The 17,918-nt window shown below is 63.1% G+C and carries 14 protein-coding genes; 5 read left to right on the top strand and 9 right to left on the bottom strand.

Features of this window, described 5'->3' with window-relative positions; all coding sequences use genetic code 11:
- Positions 1–44 precede the first annotated feature (44 nt).
- The 4 genes from AB4Z15_RS22990 to AB4Z15_RS22975 all read right to left on the bottom strand — a co-directional run bounded on the left by AB4Z15_RS22990 (position 45) and on the right by AB4Z15_RS22975 (position 6,222).
- Positions 45–1,916, bottom strand: a complete 1,872-nt coding sequence (locus AB4Z15_RS22990) for an acetyl/propionyl/methylcrotonyl-CoA carboxylase subunit alpha (protein WP_442019091.1) — start codon at positions 1,914–1,916, stop codon at positions 45–47.
- A 60-nt stretch (positions 1,917–1,976) separates the two neighbouring features.
- Positions 1,977–2,648 carry a Maf family protein gene (locus AB4Z15_RS22985; RefSeq protein WP_442019090.1) on the bottom strand — a complete coding sequence of 224 codons (672 nt, stop codon included), beginning with the start codon at positions 2,646–2,648 and terminating at the stop codon, positions 1,977–1,979.
- 327 nt (positions 2,649–2,975) lie between these two features.
- A complete protein-coding gene (locus AB4Z15_RS22980; protein ID WP_442019089.1) occupies positions 2,976–5,501 on the bottom strand; it encodes an MMPL family transporter in 2,526 nt (841 codons plus the stop codon).
- Between the two features lies 1 nt (position 5,502).
- Positions 5,503–6,222, bottom strand: coding sequence for a TetR/AcrR family transcriptional regulator (locus AB4Z15_RS22975; protein WP_442019088.1), 720 nt, complete (start codon positions 6,220–6,222; stop codon positions 5,503–5,505).
- A gap of 166 nt (positions 6,223–6,388) precedes the next feature.
- On the opposite strand from AB4Z15_RS22975, the gene AB4Z15_RS22970 reads away from it, so the two are divergent.
- Entirely contained in the window at positions 6,389–7,807 is a 1,419-nt protein-coding gene (locus tag AB4Z15_RS22970; protein WP_442019087.1) for an HNH endonuclease, read from the top strand.
- A gap of 116 nt (positions 7,808–7,923) precedes the next feature.
- On the opposite strand, the gene AB4Z15_RS22965 is transcribed toward AB4Z15_RS22970, so the two are convergent.
- The 5 genes from AB4Z15_RS22965 to AB4Z15_RS22945 all read right to left on the bottom strand — a co-directional run bounded on the left by AB4Z15_RS22965 (position 7,924) and on the right by AB4Z15_RS22945 (position 13,768).
- Positions 7,924–8,394, bottom strand: coding sequence for a YbjQ family protein (locus AB4Z15_RS22965; protein WP_442019086.1), 471 nt, complete (start codon positions 8,392–8,394; stop codon positions 7,924–7,926).
- 92 nt (positions 8,395–8,486) lie between these two features.
- On the bottom strand, positions 8,487–9,920 hold the full coding sequence (locus AB4Z15_RS22960) for a dicarboxylate/amino acid:cation symporter (RefSeq protein WP_442019085.1): 1,434 nt from the start codon (positions 9,918–9,920) through the stop codon (positions 8,487–8,489).
- A 262-nt stretch (positions 9,921–10,182) separates the two neighbouring features.
- Positions 10,183–11,865, bottom strand: coding sequence for a DUF885 domain-containing protein (locus AB4Z15_RS22955; protein WP_442019084.1), 1,683 nt, complete (start codon positions 11,863–11,865; stop codon positions 10,183–10,185).
- 74 nt (positions 11,866–11,939) lie between these two features.
- Positions 11,940–12,188, bottom strand: a complete 249-nt coding sequence (locus AB4Z15_RS22950) for an acyl-CoA carboxylase epsilon subunit (RefSeq protein ID WP_442019083.1) — start codon at positions 12,186–12,188, stop codon at positions 11,940–11,942.
- Positions 12,185–13,768 (bottom strand): acyl-CoA carboxylase subunit beta, encoded by a 1,584-nt coding sequence (locus tag AB4Z15_RS22945; RefSeq protein ID WP_442019082.1) that lies wholly within the window; start codon positions 13,766–13,768, stop codon positions 12,185–12,187. Before AB4Z15_RS22945 ends, AB4Z15_RS22950 begins: the two co-directional genes overlap by 4 nt.
- Positions 13,769–13,984: 216 nt before the next feature.
- Between AB4Z15_RS22945 and AB4Z15_RS22940 the strand changes: the two genes are divergently transcribed.
- The 4 genes from AB4Z15_RS22940 to AB4Z15_RS22925 are packed head-to-tail and all read left to right on the top strand — an operon-like array spanning position 13,985 to position 17,579.
- Positions 13,985–14,845, top strand: a complete 861-nt coding sequence (locus AB4Z15_RS22940; protein WP_442019081.1) for an SDR family oxidoreductase — start codon at positions 13,985–13,987, stop codon at positions 14,843–14,845.
- A gap of 56 nt (positions 14,846–14,901) precedes the next feature.
- Positions 14,902–15,825, top strand: coding sequence for a biotin--[acetyl-CoA-carboxylase] ligase (locus tag AB4Z15_RS22935; RefSeq protein WP_442019080.1), 924 nt, complete (start codon positions 14,902–14,904; stop codon positions 15,823–15,825).
- Entirely contained in the window at positions 15,818–16,411 is a 594-nt protein-coding gene (locus AB4Z15_RS22930) for a PH domain-containing protein (RefSeq protein WP_442019079.1), read from the top strand. The genes AB4Z15_RS22935 and AB4Z15_RS22930 overlap by 8 nt, the downstream gene beginning before the upstream one ends.
- A complete protein-coding gene (locus AB4Z15_RS22925) occupies positions 16,401–17,579 on the top strand; it encodes an adenylate/guanylate cyclase domain-containing protein (RefSeq protein WP_442019078.1) in 1,179 nt (392 codons plus the stop codon). The genes AB4Z15_RS22930 and AB4Z15_RS22925 overlap by 11 nt, the downstream gene beginning before the upstream one ends.
- Positions 17,580–17,918 lie beyond the last annotated feature (339 nt).

Genomic DNA, 17,918 nt, shown 5'->3' with positions numbered 1-17,918 from the left:
GCCCCGCACCTTCCAGTGCGGGGCCGACGTCRTTAAGTGTGGCTTCAGTCCTCGATGGTGGCGATGACAGCGCCGGCAGCGACCGTCTCACCCGCTGTGGCTGCCAGGCCCCGAACAGTGCCGGACTTGTGTGCGGTCAATGGCTGCTCCATCTTCATGGCTTCCAGGACAACGATCAGATCGCCCTCGGCCACGACATCGCCTTCGGCAGCTGCGACCTTGACGATGGTGCCCTGCATCGGCGAGGTCAATGCATCCCCACCGGCGGCAGCCGCTGCGGCCCCTGCCGAGCGGGAACGCTTCTTGGACTTGCCCGACTTGGTGCCCGAGCCGCTGGAAACAGCGGCGACGCTGGCGCCCAAGCCGGACGGCAGAACGACCTCAAGCCGCTTGCCGCCAACCTCGACGACGACGCGCTGGCGCTCACCGGCGTCGGGCGTTTCCGTACCCGCGCCGCTGGCCGTCCAGGCGGGGATGTTGTTGACGAATTCGGTTTCGATCCAGCGGGTGTGGACGCTGAACGGTCCCTCCACAGGTGCGAAGGCGGGGTCCGTGACAACGGCGAGGTCGAAGGGGATGACGGTGGGAATGCCTTCCACGACCATCTCCTCAAGGGCGCGGCGCGAGCGCTGGAGGGCTTGCTCGCGGGTGGCGCCGGTGACGATCAGCTTGGACAGCATGGAGTCGAAGTTTCCGCTGATGACGTCGCCCTGCTCAATGCCTGAGTCCACGCGGATGCCGGGGCCCGTGGGGTTCTTCAACGTGCTGACCGTGCCGGGGGCGGGCATGAAGTTCCGGCCCGGGTCTTCGCCGGTGATGCGGAACTCGAAGGAGTGGCCGCGGACCTCGGGGTCCTCGTAGCCAAGAGCCTCCCCACGCGCAATGCGGAACTGTTCGCGGACGAGGTCGATGCCCGTAACTTCCTCGGAAACACAGTGCTCCACCTGGAGTCGGGTGTTGACCTCGAGGAAGGAGATGGTGCCGTCCTGGCCCACCAGGAACTCGCAAGTGCCGGCGCCGAGGTAATTGGCTTCCTTCAGGATCGCCTTGGAAGATTCGTAGAGCCGCTTGTTCTGTTCCTCGCTCAGGTAGGGAGCCGGGGCTTCCTCGACGAGTTTCTGGTTGCGGCGTTGCAGCGAGCAGTCGCGGGTGGAGACAACCACAACGTTGCCGTAAGCGTCCGCCAGGCACTGCGTCTCAACGTGGCGCGGGGCGTCCAGGAAGCGCTCGATGAAGCACTCGCCCCGGCCGAAAGCTGCTATCGCCTCACGGACTGCGGATTCGTACAGCTCCGGAATCTCTTCCATGGTGCGGGCAACCTTGATGCCGCGTCCACCGCCGCCGAAAGCAGCCTTAATGGCGATGGGCAGGCCGAATTCCTCCGCAAACTTCAGGATCTCGTCCGCTGATTCCACGGGATCAGCTGTGCCGGGGACCAGCGGGGCGCCTACCTTTTCGGCGATGTGGCGCGCCTGGACTTTGTCGCCCAAGGCAGAGATCGCCTCGGGGGAGGGGCCGATCCAGGTGATGCCGGCGTCGATCACTTTGGCGGCAAATTCTGCATTTTCGGCGAGGAAACCGTACCCGGGGTGGATCCCATCGGCGCCGGCCTGCTTGGCGACGTCGATGATCTTGTCCATGACCAGGTAGGACTCAGCTGCAGTGTTGCCGCCAAGGGCATACGCTTCGTCGGCGAGGCGGACATGGAGGGCGTCACGGTCCGGGTCTGCGTAGACGGCTACGGAGGCGATGCCTTCGTCCCGGGCGGCTCGGATGATGCGGACCGCGATTTCGCCGCGGTTGGCAATCAAGACCTTGGTGAGAGGGCTGGAAATGGGCTGCGCCGGGTTAGCTGACAAGTTGTTGACTCCTTCTGTCCTTGAGGAGCCTAGCGTGATTGTGAGGGTTCCGCCCATATTGATGGGGGATTCCGTGTGTGAGGAGATGTTCCTTTGTAGGGTTGCTACAAATCGCTTCTACTGGCTCTTCGCGTCCCACAGCTCCGTGATGCCCACATTCGCATGGACCAGCAGGTCCCGGAGGGTGGAGATGGAAAGCCCGACGACGGCGTGCGGGTCACCGTCCACCTTGCGGATAAAGGCGCCGCCCAGGCCGTCGATGGTGAACGAGCCGGCGCAGTGCAGGGGTTCTCCGGTGGCGATGTAGGCGTCGATGTCGTTGGTGCTCATCTCTGCGAAATGAACCTCGGCGCTGGAGACGGCTCCGACGGTGGCTCCCGAGCCGTCTGCAGGCTCGTCCTCGTTCTCGTCGTCGTCAATGTCGGCAGCGGTGTCCCGGCAATCGACCAGCCAGTGACCGGTGTGGAGAACTCCCTTGGATCCGCTCATGCGCAGCATCCGCTCACGTGCGACCTCCGCCGTGTAGGGCTTGCCGTGGGACTCGCCGTCGAACTCGAAGACCGAATCGCAGCCGATCACCAGGGCACCCTCGGCTTCGGGGAGTGCGGCGACCGCTTCGGCCTTTGCCCGGGCCAGCAGCAGCGCGGTGTCATGCGCGTCCGTCACGCCGTAATGCGCCTGCACCGCGTCCTCGTCCACGTCTGAAACCAGGACGTCATGCTGGATCCCCGCTTCCGTCAGTAACTTGGTGCGGGCAGGGGACTGCGAGGCAAGGATCAATCGGGTCACCGTCCCAGCCTAATACGTCGTTCTCTCACGTCCTGCCCGTTTCCGGGCGATCTTCTCGCACTTCCTGCCGGTTTCCGGCGGTTGTTCTCTCATATCACCTCGATGTGCCGCCGCCAACCCTCACTCGCCACAGTGCGGCTGAGGTAATCAATGCTCTGGTTCAGCTCGAGGCCAGGCACGACCTGATCCCGTGACGCGGGCACCTGCCAACAATGCACGCAGAAATGCCCGACGTCGGGCTTTCTGGGGGATGTGAGAGAACGTCGGTCAGATCGCCGGTGGATGTGACAGAACGTCGGTTAGATCGCCGGTGGATGTGAGAGAAGGTTAGTGGACCAGTTCCTCGGAGCTGGTCTTCGGGCGGTCGGTGCGGTTCAGTTTGGCGCCTTCGACGTCCACGTCCGGCAGGATGCGCTGCAGCCACTTGGGCAACCACCACGCCTTCTCGCCGAGCAGGTACATGACGGCGGGAACGATGGTCATGCGGACAACGAACGCATCAATCAGCACACCGAAGGCCATCGCGAAGCCCAACGGCCGGACCATGGTGAGGTGGCTGAATATGAAGCCGGAGAACACACTGACCATGATGATCGCGGCCGCCGTGACCACTGCTGCGGCGTGGCTGAAGCCGGTGCGAACAGCGTGTTTGGCGTTCTCACCGTGCATGAAGGATTCACGCATGCCTGATGTGATGAACACCTGATAGTCCATCGCGAGGCCAAACAGCACACCGATCAGGATGATCGGCAGGAAGCTCAGGACGGCGCCCGGATTGGCGACGTCGAAAATCGCTCCCAGCCAGCCCCACTGGTAAACGGCCACGACAGCGCCAAATGCGGCAGCCAGTGACAACAAGAAACCGCCGGTGGCGAGCAGAGGCACGACAATCGAGCGAAAGACCAGCAGCAACAGGATCAGCGAAAGCCCGACGACGATCGCCAAGTATGGCGGGAGGGCAGCCCCGAGCTTGGCGGAAACGTCGATGTTGCCGGCCGTCTGACCGGTGAGGCCGATGCTGACGTCGAGGTCCTGGCGGATTTGGGTGCCCTTGGCGCGGACGTCGGAAACTACCTGGACTGTGCTGGCGCTTGCTGGTCCTTCTTTGGGAATGACCTGGAAGACGGCTGTCTGGCGATCTTCGCTCAGTGCCACCGGCACCGCGGCCGTGACGTTCTCCACGCTGCGCAGCTGATCCGCGACGTCGAACTGCTTGTTCTTGGCATCCGTTTCGCTGAGGCCTTCCGGGAACCCTGCGACGACGACGATCGGCCCCGTGACGCCCTCGCCGAAGCTGTTGCGTGTGAGGTCGTAGGCTTTGAAGGCTTGCGAATCGACCGGCTCGGATCCGCCGTCGGGAAGTGCCAAACGCAGCTGGGAAGCCGGCAGCGCCAAGGCGCCCAACAGCACCACGCTGGCCACGAGGGAAACCCAGGGATGCCGGGTGACCAAGCCGCCCCAGCCGCTGCTGCTGCGCTTCTCTTCCAGGGCCCGGTCCGCGGCTTCGTGGCCCGGCTCGGCATTGTGCCTGGCGACCTTCGCCCATGCGCGCTTGGAAATCAGTCTGCGACCGATCAACGCCAGGATGGCCGGCGTCAGTGTCAAAGCCACGACGACGGCGACGGCAACTGTCGCTGCGGCGGCAACACCCATCACAGCCAGGAAGGGCAGCCCCGGGACCACAAGTGCCGCCAGGGCGATGATCACTGTGAGGCCCGCGAACAGCACGGCATTTCCGGACGTACCGGTGGCGAGGGCTGCGGATTCCTCGCCGTCCATCCCGGCCAGAAGCTGGTTACGGTGGCGGTTGACGATGAACAGGGAGTAGTCGATGCCCACTGCAAGCCCAAGCATCAGAGCGAGCATCGGGGAAATGGAGCTCATGGTGATCACGCCGGTTAGGGCGAACGTTCCGCCGACGCCTACAGCCACGCCGATCAGGGCCATGACGAGGGGCAGGCCGGCCGCGATGAGTGTGCCCAGCATAAGGATCAGAACGAGAGCTGCCACGGCGACACCGACGATTTCCGCGACTCCGAAGATCTGCGAGACGTCCTCGGTGATTTCCTTGCTGGCATATGCTGTGACACCCGCGGAGGATACGCCCTGAACGATCTCCTGAACTTGCTTGCGAACGGCGGGATCAACAGCGTTGATGGAGGTCTTGAATTGGACCTGGGCGATGGCGGCCTTGTCGTCGCTGGACACAAAGCGCATCCCCTGGGAGGCCTCCAGCTGGCGCTTTCCCAGGGCCAACGCGGCGGCTCCGTCCGCTGCTTCCTTGGCACCGGCGTCGAGCTTTGCTTTGTTGGCGGTTAGTTCGGCGTGCTGCGGCGCGAGTTGGGCCTCGATTTGTGCAGGTGTAAGGCCTGAGGCTGCCATCTGCTGTTCCGCTCCCGCAAGCTGGGCTTCGCCGGCTTCCAGTTGGGCGCGGGCGGCGTCCAACTGGGTCTTGCCTTCTGCGGCCTTCGCTTCACCAGCAGCAATCTCGCCGGCGGCCTTGTCCAACTGGTCCTGGGTGGTGAACGGATTCACCGTCCCTTGCACGTCCGGCATGGCTTCGAGCTTGTTGAGCGCAGTGGCTACGGCGTCCTTCTTGGCTTGGTCGAAACCAGAGTCTCCGGCGTCGAAGGCCACGCTCGCCGAGCCGCCGGAAGCGTCGGGCAGGGCTTCTTTGAGCTTGTCGGCCATCCTCTGCGTTTCGGTGCCGGGGATGCTGAAGTTGTTGGACATGGTGCCGTGGAAGGCGGCGGCCGACCCTCCCACGGCCACCAGGACTGCCAGCCACAGCGAGATGACCAGCCAGCGGCGGCGATAAGAAAACTTGCCCAGGCGGTAGAGGAACGAGGCCATGTCAGAACCGATCTGTGGAGGTGGGGGATGCTGCTGGTGAAGTTGACGCCGCTTCCGGGGTGACTTCCGACGACGGCGCGAAGCCGGCTCCCAGGAGGCCCATGGCGTCGATGAGGTGCTGGCGAAGAACCTCAAGCGAATCGGGCGATAGGTCAGGGCCTCGCTCGGCGAACCAGACTGTCATGGCCGCCTTGCCGCATGAGATGACAGATCCGGCAAGGGCATGCAGGTAGAGCTCGCTGGTGTCTGATCCAAGTCTGCTGCGGGCAGCGTCGATAATCTGCCCCGTGCAGTGTTCCCATGCTTCGAGTTCTGAACGGGCCAGGGAGCGGTTCTCCTGGGTGAGGCTGAAAAGTTCGGCCATGGGTGCTACCGACATCGGATCTGCGAGGGCCATCAGCGCGGCCTGCGCGGATTCGAGGATCGATTCCTCCGCTGGCCTCAAGCGGAATTGCTCGAGGGCGCGATCCATGAAGCCGTCGGCGACGGATGCGAGAGCAGCCTCGAGACTCGCGAAGTAGTTGAAGAAGGTCCGACGGGAAACGCCTGCGCTTGCGGTGATGTCCTCGACCGTGAAATTGCCGGGGCCGTTGCTTCGCAGAAGGTCCAGGGCTGCGGTGGCGATGGAGGCGCGGGTTGCCGCCTTATTGAGCTCGCGGCGGGAGGGGCCGGCGGGCTCGCTCACTTCCGCGGTGATCGGTTCAATACTGTCTGGGGTCACATACTTACACTAAGTGCAACTTTGCACTCTGCGCAATTTTTGTCTGAGCGGATGTCGAAAAATATCAGTTCTCATTGCCCGGCAACCCGATCCGGGCGGGGGAGCTAATAATGTCGGTGCCTGCTGAAAGAGTGTGGGTATGGACTTGGACAGCGAAGGGCAAACGATGACCGCACTCTCATCGTCAGCTGTTCCTGCCCGCTTCATGCCTGCCGTTGCGGCCAGCGTTGTGAGCAGGGACCTTATCGATCAGCTGCGTGCGCTGGAAGACATGAAGTCCGCTATAGCCGGTTTGCAGGCCAAGATTGCTGTGGCGTTCGACCTCGCCCAGCGCCAAGCCCAGGCCGAGATGGATGTCCCCTCCGCTGAGCAGGGGCAGGGTGTGGGTGCGCAGATCGCCCTGGCCCGGCGCGAATCACCGAACAAGGGCTCCCGGCTCCTCGGACTGGCCAAAGCACTCGTGTCGGAAATGCCGCGCACCATGGCAGCGCTGGAAACTGGACACTTGAACGAATGGCGGGCCACACTGCTGGTGAAGGAAACAGCCTGCCTGTCCGTCGAAGACCGGGTGGCCGTGGATGAGGAACTCGCCCCCGACACCGGAACCTTCGACGGCGCCGGAGACAAAACCATCATCGCCGCCGCACGAGCCGCAGCCTACCGGCGTGACCCCCGCTCGGTCACCCAGCGCGCAGCCCATGCCGCGTCCGAACGGCACGTCAGCCTCCGGCCCGCCCCGGACACCATGACGATCCTCACCGCGCTGCTCCCCGTCGCCCAAGGCGTCGCCGCCTACGCCGCGCTCACCCGGCACGCGGACTCCGCCCGCTCCGGCGGGGACACCCGGACCCGGGGCCAGGTCATGGCCGACACCCTGACCGAACGCCTCACCGGCACGCCCGGCGGGATCAGCGGTGTTGATGTGCAGCTCGTCATGACCGACCGCACCCTCTTCCAAGGCGACAGCGAACCAGCCCGGCTCCAGGGCTACGGAATCGTCCCCGCAGGGTGGGCCAGGACGCTCATCGCCGGAGGCAGCAACCAGCCCATCGAAGAATCAGGGAACCGCGAGAGGGACGGAGAGCCGCGCACCGAGTATCAGGCCGGAAGCGGCGGCCAGACAGGGGCCACCGGGCGGGCCAGAATCGGAGGTCAGGCCGGGGCCAGCGAGCAAGAGTCCAAGGAAGATAAGGAGTTCAAAGTCTTGCTCCGCCGGCTCTACACCGCACCCGCCTCCGGTGAACTGCTGGCCATGGACTCCAAAGCCCGGACCTTCCCACGAGGAATGCGACGCTTCATCGAAACCCGGGACGACACCTGCCGCACACCGTACTGCGACGCGCCCATCCGCCACATAGACCACGTGGTTCCCTGGCACCAAGGCGGCGCCACGAGCCTGTCCAACGGCGCGGGACTCTGCGAAGCATGCAACCACACCAAAGAAAACCCCGGCTGGAACGCAAAAACAATCCCCGGCGGCAGACATGAACTCGAAGTCAACACACCCACCGGACATACATATCAATCCAAGGCCCCACCTTTGCCGGGTCACCCACCACGGTCAACATCGCCGTCCGAAACCTAGGCCAGCAACAGGAATTCACCTCCGGTACCACGAATCCCGCACTTGTTCGCTCTATTCACCGTTCAACTGCGAGTAGAGCGTACAAGGGCGGGACCCGTGGCGCGAAGGGAAGTAGGTCAGAACTGGTGCGGGGGTGCCTGCGGCGCAGGGTGAGTCGGCTGCGCTGGCTGTTGCTGGCCCTGCTGTGGTGCCTGCTGCCCTTGTCCCGGCTGGGACGCGGTCTTGGTCAAGTACACGGACTGCCCAGTGGCGCCGGGCTCGCCTTCGCCGAGCGGGAGCACGTAAACGGCCGTGCCATAGGCGCAGACTTCAGTCCAGTTGGTCCCCATTTCGGAGGTGTCGAAGCGCATGGCGACAATTGCGTTGGCGCCGCGCTGCTGGGCCTCGTTGACCATGCGGGCCATAACTTCCTGTCGGCTTTCGTAGAGCGCCCTGGTCATTTCAGGCAGCTCGCCGCCACCGAGGGAGCGGAAACCGGCCAGCATCTGGGAGCCGATATCGCGGGAACGGACAGTGAGGCCCATGACTTCGCCAAAGACGGCGTCGATGCGGTGGCCGGGTATCTCATTGGAGGTGACGATCAACATGCTCCGAGCCTATCCAGCTTTCGCCGTTAAACCGCGCAATCCCCGGGGGAGAAGTCCCCAAGGGATTGCGCGGTGCGGAAAGCCAGCTGGTGCTATGCCTTGGAATCGGCCAGTTCGCGCGCCTCGTTCTCGGCAGCAGCTGTGTCGTTGGCGAACTCGTCAGCGAACGCGGCACCATTGCGGGGCGCGTTGTACAGCGATTCGTCCATGATGCCCTGGCGCTTGGCGACGATTGCGGGGATCAGCGCCTGGCCTGCCACGTTGACGGCCGTGCGGCCCATGTCCAGGATGGGGTCGATCGCCAGCAGGAGTCCGACGCCGGCCAGCGGCAGTCCCAGCGTGGACAGGGTCAGCGTGAGCATGACGACGGCGCCCGTGGTGCCTGCCGTGGCAGCGGAACCCAGCACGGAGACCAGCACAATGAGGAGGTATTGGCTGAAGTCCAGGTTGATACCGAAGAACTGGGCCACGAAGATCGCTGCGATGGCCGGGTAGATCGCTGCGCAACCGTCCATCTTGGTAGTGGCGCCCAGCGGCACGGCAAAGGAAGCGTAGCCCGAGGGAACGCCGAGGTTACGCTCGGCGACGCGCTGCGTGAGCGGCAGCGTACCGATCGAGGAACGGGAGACGAAGGCCAACTGCACGGCTGGCCATACACCGGAGAAGTATTGCTTGATGGAAAGGCCGTGGACGCGGACCAGGATCGGATACAGGACGAAGAGCACCAGTGCCAGGCCGATGTAAATGGCGGCAGTGAACTTGCCAAGGGAGCCGATGGTGTCCCAGCCGTAGATGGCCACGGCGTTACCGATCAGGCCGATAGTGCCCAGTGGAGCGATGCGAATGATCCACCACAGGACTTTCTGGATGACGGCCAATGCGGCGGCGTTGAAGGTCAGGAACGCTTCTGCCTGCTTGCCGACCTTGAGGGCAGCGATGCCGACGGCGATCGCGACCACCAGGATCTGGAGCACATTGAAGCTGACGGAGGTACTGACCGTCGTGGCGGCATTAGCGCCCTCCGTGACAGTGGAGCTCGCGCCGAGTCCGAGGAAGTTCTTCGGGAAAAGCCCGATCAGGAACGCCCACCAGTCACCGGTCTTGCCGGCGTACTCGGCCTTCTGCGTGATCCCGGTAGCTGCACCAGGCTGCAGGAGCACACCCAGGCCGATGCCGATGAGCACCGAAACCAGTGAGGTGATGGCAAACCAAAGCAGCGTGTTCCAGGCGAGGCGGGCCGCATTGGAAACCTGGCGAAGGTTCGCGATGGAGCTCACCACCGCGGTGAAGATCAAAGGAACGACGGCGGTCTGCAGCAACGAGACGTAGCTGGAGCCGATCGTTTGAAGAGTTGCGCCGAGGCCGTTGGGGGAGGTCTTGGTGCTGCCGGTGTACTTGGCGATGAGGCCAAGGACGAGGCCGATGATGAGGGCGGCAATGATCTGGACGCCGAAGGATCCTGCCCACTTGGGAAGCCGGAAGCCGTTCTTTGCAGGCGCGGAAGTGATGTTATTTGAGGTGCTCACAGGAACACGCTAGGTGCACCCCAAATAACATAGCGAACGGACGTTTAGAAATATTACGCCGCTATAGGCTCACTCAGCCCACGGAGCCTTCTAATAACGCCGTATGGCTGCGGTTGTGTGAAGTTATTCCCGGCTGCGATGTGGCGATGATCTCGAAAGGTGCCGATGGGCCGGAGGACAGACATCCGGCAGCGTGCGTCAAAGCGACGAAGGAGCAGCACGCAGAGGATGTGTGTCCTCCGGACACGCCGGACCTTGCAACTTAACCAAGCAACGCCCGGCGCAATACGTCCAAACCGACCGAGCCAATGTTTAGTGCCTTGCTGTGGAAGGACTTCAGATCGAACCCTTCGCGGGTTTCAAGCTCGGCCCGGATCTGCTCCCAGAGCCGCTGACCCACCTTGTACGAGGGTGCCTGCCCGGGCCAGCCGAGGTAGCGGGTGAATTCGAACTGGAGCTGGCCTTCGCTGATGTCGAGGTTGGCCTTGAGGAAGTCAAAGCCCTTCGCGGGCGTCCAGGTTCCGGTGCCCCAGCGTTCGGGGACGGGTAGTTCCAGGTGGACGCCAATGTCGAAAACAACGCGGGCGGCACGCATGCGTTGGCCGTCCAGCATGCCCATGTGGTCGCCGGGGTCTTTTAAGTAGCCCAGTTCCAGCATGAGCTGCTCGGCGTAGAGTGCCCAGCCTTCGCCGTGTCCGGAGACCCAGCAGACGTTGCGGCGCCAGTTGTTGAGGAGTTCGCGGCGGTAGGTGGCGGTGGCGACTTGGAGGTGGTGGCCGGGTACGCCTTCGTGGAAGACGGTGGTTGTTTCGGACCAGGTGGTGAAGGTGTCTTCGCCGGCGGGAACGGACCACCACATGCGGCCTGGCCGGGAGAAGTCGTCGGAGGGGCCGGTGTAGTAGATGCCGCCTTCGTCGGTGGGGGCGATCATGCATTCGAGGGTTTTCATGACGTCCGGGATGTCGAAGTGGACGTCTGCGAGCTCGGATACTGCGCGGTCCGAGAGCTCCTGCATCCACGCCTTCAGTGCGTCTGTGCCTTTGATCTGGCGGGCTGGATCGTTGTTGAGGATGCTTTTGGCTTCTTCGATGCTGGCGCCGCGTTTGATCTGCGCGGCTACCTTTTCCTGTTCGCTGATGAGCCGTTCCAGCTCTTGGACGCCCCACGCGTAGGTTTCCTCGAGATCAACGGCCGCCCCCAGGAACGAACGGGAGGCCAGGGCATACCGTTCCCGCCCTACCGCGTCCTTTTCCGGGGCAGCGGGGAGAAGCTCGTCCTGGAGGAAAGTACCCAATGATTCGTAGGCTGATCGTGCAGCGGAGGCACCGGCGTCGAGCTTGGACTGAACGTCTGCGGGAAGCGGCTGGCCACCAAGGGCAGCGGATGAAGCCATCTTGGCGAAGAATCCGTCCTCGGCGGCGTACCGGGCAGTTTGTTCGATGACGATTCGAACCTGGCGCGCGGCGGCTACTTTGCCGTCTTCCTTGGCGGCACGAAGCGAGGAGATGTAGCCCTCGATGGCGCCGGGAACGTTGGCCGCACGGCCGGCAATGTGCTCCCACTGCTCCGCCGTATCCGTGGGCATGAGGTCGAAGATGGCGCGGATATCCTGGGCGGGCGAGGCGATGTTGTTGAGGTCGGCAGCATCCCAGCCGGTGTCGTGGATCTCCAGCTCCAGCCCGAGCCGCTCGCGCATAGCGTCCAGGGTGACGACGTCGGACTCGTCGGTCGGTTCCAGCGCCGCCAACGATTCCAATGCCTGCCGGGCAGCCTGTGCATGGGCCTCGGCACCCGCAGGCGAGTAGTCCTGATATTCGGTTTCGTGCCCCGGCAACCCCAACGTGGTGGCGAAGCTGGGGTTGAGTTCGATCAGCTTTTCCGTGTACGCGTCAGCAACGGAATCGATGGCGGTCTTGGGTCGTGCAGGCGTGTTTGCAGTAGTCACCCACAGAGCCTAACCGTGAGTCGGCTCACGTGAAAGGGTTGTTGCACTTTCTCGCGCCACCGCGATGAAGCGAACTATCCGCGGCTGCGCTTCCACGCGCCCGGACCCGGCGTGGGGTCCAGGCGCAACTGCTGACGGCGTACCCAATGACGAACGTTCGGCTTTGCAGGCTCCGTCGTCGGGGGTACTCCGACAGAAGCGACGACGGCGGCAAGGGCCGCGAGCTCCTCGGCGGTGGGTTCTCCCTTGACCACGGAGAACATGGGAGCGACGGGTTCGGGCGCTGAAGGGTTATCGTCTGCCCGATGCTTTGCAGGGCTCATAGGGGGATGTTCCCGTGCTTCTTGGTGGGCAGGCTGGAGCGTTTGTCGCGAAGGGCGCGCAGGCCGCGGATGATTTGGAGGCGCGTGTCAGAGGGTGCAATAACGGCGTCGACGTAGCCCAGCTGAGCTGCCTGGTAAGGGTTGAGGAGTTCTTCCTCGTAGCCCTGGATGATCTCGGCGCGCTTGGCCTCGACGTCGCCGCCGGCCTCGGCAACCGCTGCGAGGTCGCGGCGGTAAAGGATGTTCACTGCGCCTTGGGCGCCCATGACACCGATTTGGGCTGTGGGCCACGCGAGGTTCAGGTCCGCGCCCAGCTTCTTCGAGCCCATCACGATATATGCGCCGCCATAGGCCTTGCGGGTGATGACGGTGAGCTTGGGCACGGTGGCCTCAGCGTAGGCATACAGGAGTTTGGCGCCTCGACGGATGATTCCCTGGAATTCCTGGTCCTTGCCGGGGAGGAAGCCGGGCACGTCCACCAGCGTGATGATGGGGATGTTGAAAGCGTCGCAGTGCCGGACAAACCGTGCGGCTTTCTCGGATGCGGAGATGTCCAGGGTGCCTGCGAACTGCATCGGCTGGTTCGCAACGATGCCGACGGTGTGACCTTCGACCCGCCCGTAGCCAATGATCACGTTGGGGGCATACAGCGACTGCATTTCAAGGAAGTGGGCGTCGTCCACGATCTGCTCAATGACCTTGCGCATGTCGTACGGCTGATTGGCCGAATCCGGGATCAGTCCATCCAAGGCGAGGTCGTCGTCGTCGAGTTCCAATTCCTGGTCGTGTTCTACAACCGGCGCCTCGGAGAGGTTGTTGGAAGGCAGGAAGTCCAGGAGTTCGCGGACGAATTCAATGGCATCGGCTTCGTCGGAGGCAAGGTAAGTGGACGTACCGGTGGTGGCGTTGTGCTGGCGGGCACCGCCCAGCGTTTCCATATCCACGTCCTCGCCCGTGACGGTTTTGATGACATCCGGGCCGGTGATGAACATGTGGGAAGTCTTGTCCACCATGACCACGTAGTCGGTCAGGGCGGGGGAGTAGGCAGCGCCGCCGGCGCAGGGGCCCATGATGAGCGAGATCTGGGGGACGACGCCGGAAGCGTGGACGTTGTTGCGGAAGATATCCGCGAACATGGCCAGGGAAGCCACGCCTTCCTGGATGCGCGCGCCGCCACCGTCGTTGATGCCCACAACCGGGCAGCCGTTGCGGAGGGCGAATTCCTGGACCTTGACGATCTTCTCGCCGTTGACCTGGCTCAAGGAGCCGCCGTAGACGCTGAAGTCCTGGCTGTAGATGGCAACGAGCCGCCCGTCCACTGTGCCGTAGCCGGAGACGACGCCGTCGCCCAGGGGCTTCTTTTTCTCCATGCCGAAGGCTGTGGAACGGTGGACGGCCAGGGCATCGAACTCAACGAACGATTCGGGATCGACCAGGAGGTCAATGCGTTCGCGGGCAGTGTTCTTTCCGCGTGCGTGTTGCCTTTCGATCGCTTCCGGGCCGGAAGGCTGCTCTGCACGGGCCTGGCGGTCGCGGAAGTCTGCAATCTTTCCCGCTGTCGTTGTCAGATCGTGGCTCATCAAGTGTCTCCGGCTCTGTAGCTGATTTTCGCTGGCGCAGTTCTGTTGCGAACAAGTAGCTGACTTAAGTAGCTTCCGTACAAAGAAAAGGCCCCGCTGGCCAGTCTAGTGACGCCATTGCCGCGAACCGCTGTAGAAACCCTACAATTTTCAGCGCCCAAGCCAAAGCTGTCGCTATGTTACCCGTCAGTAACATACTTGGGTTAGAGTGTCTGCATGACTCCAACCCCTTATGTAGCCAGCGGTTCACTCAAGGGCCGCACCATCATCATGTCCGGAGGCAGCCGTGGAATCGGATTGGCCATCGCCACCCGTGCCGCACGCGACGGCGCCAATATCGTCCTGATGGCCAAGACCGGAGAACCCCACCCGAAACTGGAAGGAACCGTCTTCACAGCGGCCGATCAACTGGTTGCGGCAGGTGGCCAGGCGCTGCCGCTCGTGGGCGATGTACGCAATGACGACGACGTCGCCGCGGCGGTGAGTGCCGCCGTCGAGCGCTTTGGGGGAATCGACGTCGTCATCAACAACGCGTCAGCGATTGACCTCTCGCGCACGGATGCAATTGACATGAAGCGTTACGACCTCATGCAGGACATCAACGTCCGTGGAACCTTCCTGCTCTCCAAGCTGTCCCTCCCTGCGCTGCGGGAATCCGGGGACGGGCACATTCTCACGCTCTCTCCACCGCTGAACCTCGATCCAAAATGGGCCGGGATGCATCTGGCCTACACCATGGCCAAGTATGGAATGAGCCTCACCACCCTGGGACTCGCCGAAGAGCTTAAGGACGACGGCGTCTCGGTCAACTCGCTCTGGCCTTGCACCCTGATCGATACCGCGGCGATCCGGAACATGCCCGGTGGGCAGCAGATTGTGAAGGCCGCCCGCGGACCGGAGATCATGGCAGATGCTGCGCACGCTGTGCTGACCGGCGCCAACCTTGGCGACGGCTCCACGGGTTCGGGTAACTTCTACACCGACGAAGAAGTCCTCAGGGCTGCCGGTGTGAAGGAGTTTGCGCCATACAGCCTCGGCGCGCCTGAGGACCGCCTGGTGCAAGACATCTTCCTCTAAGCGGATTCCCATGTTTCGGGCAGGTTCTGCGGGCCGCAACTGGATAGGATTCAGCTATGGATGCCGAACAGCCTGCCAGCAGCGAACCCCTCGACCCCAGGCCCGGGGAAGACCGGCCGTCATTGGACCGCGAGGCACTGCTCCAGCCTGATTTCCTGTCGGCAACCGGAATTTCCCAAGTGAATATTGTCGAGTCCACGGGATCCACCAATCAGGACCTCGTGCGTGCCGTAACTTCGGAGCCCAAAAAATGGGCCGACCTTGCTGTGTTGACCGCCGAACACCAGACGGCGGCACGCGGACGGCTGGACAGGCACTGGGAATCGCCCGAGCGCTCCGCCGTCTCCGTGTCGATGGTGCTGCGGCCCGTCACAGCCGAGGGCATGCCCGTGCCGACGCAGAGCTACTCCTGGCTCTCACTGCTAGCCGCCGTTGCCCTGCGCGAAGCATTGCAGGAAACGGCCGGCATAACTGCAGAGATCAAGTGGCCCAACGACGTCCTGATTAATGGACGGAAGGTTGCCGGAATCCTGGCTCAGATGACGCCACTGGGTGACGGATCGGTCCCTGCAGTGATCCTGGGCGTTGGCCTCAACGTCTCGCTGGCGCAGGATGAATTGCCGGTACCAACCGCAACGTCCCTGGCCTTGGAAGGTGCGACGACGACGGACCGCACCGCGCTGCTGAAGAGCTACCTTTCCCGCTTCAGTCGGCTTTACCGCAGCTTCTGCAACTCAGAAGGCGATCCCGCGGCAGGGTTGGCAGGTGGCCCCTCGCTGCATAAGCGCGTTGAGTCGGCAATGGTCACCTTGGGACGCGAAGTGCGCGCGCACCTGCCCGGCGACCACGAAATAGTGGGCCACGCCTCCCGTTTGGACGAGCACGGATCGCTCCTGGTGGTGGACCACGGCGGCCGGGAACACGTTGTGACGGCTGGTGATGTGGTCCATCTGCGCGCCACGGAAAGCGGTTATGCGTAAAGAGTTGCTTCCGGGGGAGCAGGTCATCACCATCACGCGGCAACAGCCCCGCTCGCTGTTCTTGCCAACGCTGGCCTTCATCGTGATTCCTGCCCTGGCGGCGTACGCCTGTGCATGGATCATCAAAGGAAATCCGCAGCGCCTTGCCCCGTTCATTACAGTGGAATGGACGCCATGGCTTGTCGGTACCTGTGTGGGCCTGGCAGCGCTCGTCCTGATGGCCTACAGCGTGAAGCGGCTGTTGAAATGGCGTTCAGTCAGGTTCATCCTGACGAGCCGCCGGATAATTGCCAAGTATGGAATGTTTCGCCGCGGTGACTGGCAGGTGTCATTGATGGCGGTTCGCAGCGTGGGGGTCCACCAGAACCTGCTGCAGCGGACATTGCACTCCGGGAATATATCCTTGGATACCGGGCCCTCCGGCGAAGCCGTCTTGACGGACGTACCGGAGGTCGGAAAATTCAGGGGCTTCATTCTTGACGCCATGGATGAACTGCCCAAGGGTGGGATTTTTGAGGGTGAAGTCCTGTCGGATTTTGATGGGTTGCCGTGGGAATTGAGAGAAGGTGGAAGAGATGAGCGTTGAGGATCAGCAGTCCGGCGAGGACCTGGACGAGGAGTTCGACGCCGTACCCGAACCTTCAGTGGATGAGGACACGGAACCAGCGCCCATCCAGGCGCCCGTGACCACCGGCCCGCCCACCGGCGTGATGTCCGCCGAACGCCTGGCGATCAAAGCGCTTGAGGCGAGGTTGCTTGGTGGCGAACGCAAGCTCCGCCGTCGTGAAGTTGCTGCAGGTGCCGGTGTCTCCATTCTTTCCGCCCGGAAGTTGTGGAGGGCTTTGGGCTTCCCCAACTTCGGGGACGACGACGTCGCTTTCACCGAGCGTGACCAAGCAGCTTTGTCCACCATTCTTGACCTTGTCCGCGCGGGGATCCTCACCGAGGAAGCTGCCATATCCGTTACCCGCTCCATCGGCCAGATGACGGACCGCATGGTGGTCTGGCAGATCGAAGCGCTGGTTGAAGACATGGTCCAGGAACAGGGGATTCCGGATGCCGTGGCCCGCAAGCAGCTGGTGGGCCAGCTGCCGGCGCTGGTGGATTCCCTGGAAGAGATCCTGGTCTACTCGTATCGTCGTCAGCTCAATGCCGGTGTTCAGCGGCTTGCCGTTCGTGCCGAGGCAGGCCTGCAAGCGAGCGAAGAAGGCCGCGAAGGGGACGAGGACGATTCTCCTTTGCCTTTGGCCCGTGCCGTAGGGTTCGCCGACCTCGTCTCCTACACAAGCCTCTCCCGGCGCATGAACGAGAAAACCCTGGCCCAAATGGTCCAGCGCTTCGAGAACAAATGCGCCGAGATCATCTCCGTGGGCGGCGGGCGCCTGGTTAAGACCGTGGGCGACGAAGTTCTCTATATTGCCGAGACCCCAGCTGCGGGCGCGGAAATTTCCCTCGCTCTGGCCCAGGCTTTCACGGAGGACGAGATCCTGCCCCAGGCCCGGGTGTCCATGGTGTGGGGTCGCATCCTGTCCCGACTCGGCGACATCTATGGCCCCACCGTGAACCTTGCGGCGCGGCTGACCACCCTGGCCCAGCCGGGGACGGTGCTGGTTGATGCGATGACCGCTGCTGCACTCGGACAGGACGAACGCTTCGTGCTGGTCCCGCAAAAGTCCGAGAATGTCCGTGGTTTCGGCGAAATCCACCCCGTGATGCTCGCCCGTGGCCGCGGCAAGGGCCTGGTTCTGGACTAACGCTCTCTCACGTCCTGCTGATTTTTGGCGATTGTTCTCTCACGTCCTGCGGGTTTTTGGGCATCCTTCTCTCACGTCCTGCGGGCTTTTTGGGCGTCCTTCTCTCACGTCCTGCGGGCTTTTTGGGCATCCTTCTCTCACGTCCTGCTGGTTTTTGGGCAATCCTTCTCTCACGTCCAGCGGGTTTTTGGCGATCGTTCTTTCACGTCCCGCCCTTACCGGTTTAGCCGCGAAAGCTTAAGCCCGACGTCGGGAGTTTGCGGTCCTTGGTTTTCCCGAGGCAGCCTCATGCCCCGCGAAGAAGAAGACACGATCAAGGCTGCTCAACGGAACTCCCGC

The sequence above is a fragment of the Paenarthrobacter sp. 2TAF44 genome (assembly GCF_052114885.1).
In the GTDB taxonomy this organism is placed as follows: domain Bacteria; phylum Actinomycetota; class Actinomycetes; order Actinomycetales; family Micrococcaceae; genus Arthrobacter.
The sequence above is the reverse complement of the archived record's forward strand: the minus strand, read 5'-3'. Positions and strand labels throughout refer to the sequence as shown.

Excerpts from the sequence above, each read along its gene's own strand:
- AB4Z15_RS22990 (WP_442019091.1), bottom strand. The coding sequence starts at position 1,916 with ATGGGCGGAACCCTCACAATCACGCTAGGCTCCTCAAGGACAGAAGGA.
- AB4Z15_RS22980 (WP_442019089.1), bottom strand. The coding sequence starts at position 5,501 with ATGGCCTCGTTCCTCTACCGCCTGGGCAAGTTTTCTTATCGCCGCCGC.
- AB4Z15_RS22970 (WP_442019087.1), top strand. The coding sequence starts at position 6,389 with ATGACCGCACTCTCATCGTCAGCTGTTCCTGCCCGCTTCATGCCTGCC.
- AB4Z15_RS22965 (WP_442019086.1), bottom strand. The coding sequence starts at position 8,394 with ATGTTGATCGTCACCTCCAATGAGATACCCGGCCACCGCATCGACGCC.
- AB4Z15_RS22950 (WP_442019083.1), bottom strand. The coding sequence starts at position 12,188 with ATGAGCCCTGCAAAGCATCGGGCAGACGATAACCCTTCAGCGCCCGAA.
- AB4Z15_RS22945 (WP_442019082.1), bottom strand. The coding sequence starts at position 13,768 with ATGAGCCACGATCTGACAACGACAGCGGGAAAGATTGCAGACTTCCGC.
- AB4Z15_RS22940 (WP_442019081.1), top strand. The coding sequence starts at position 13,985 with ATGACTCCAACCCCTTATGTAGCCAGCGGTTCACTCAAGGGCCGCACC.
- AB4Z15_RS22935 (WP_442019080.1), top strand. The coding sequence starts at position 14,902 with ATGGATGCCGAACAGCCTGCCAGCAGCGAACCCCTCGACCCCAGGCCC.
- AB4Z15_RS22930 (WP_442019079.1), top strand. The coding sequence starts at position 15,818 with ATGCGTAAAGAGTTGCTTCCGGGGGAGCAGGTCATCACCATCACGCGG.
- AB4Z15_RS22925 (WP_442019078.1), top strand. The coding sequence starts at position 16,401 with ATGAGCGTTGAGGATCAGCAGTCCGGCGAGGACCTGGACGAGGAGTTC.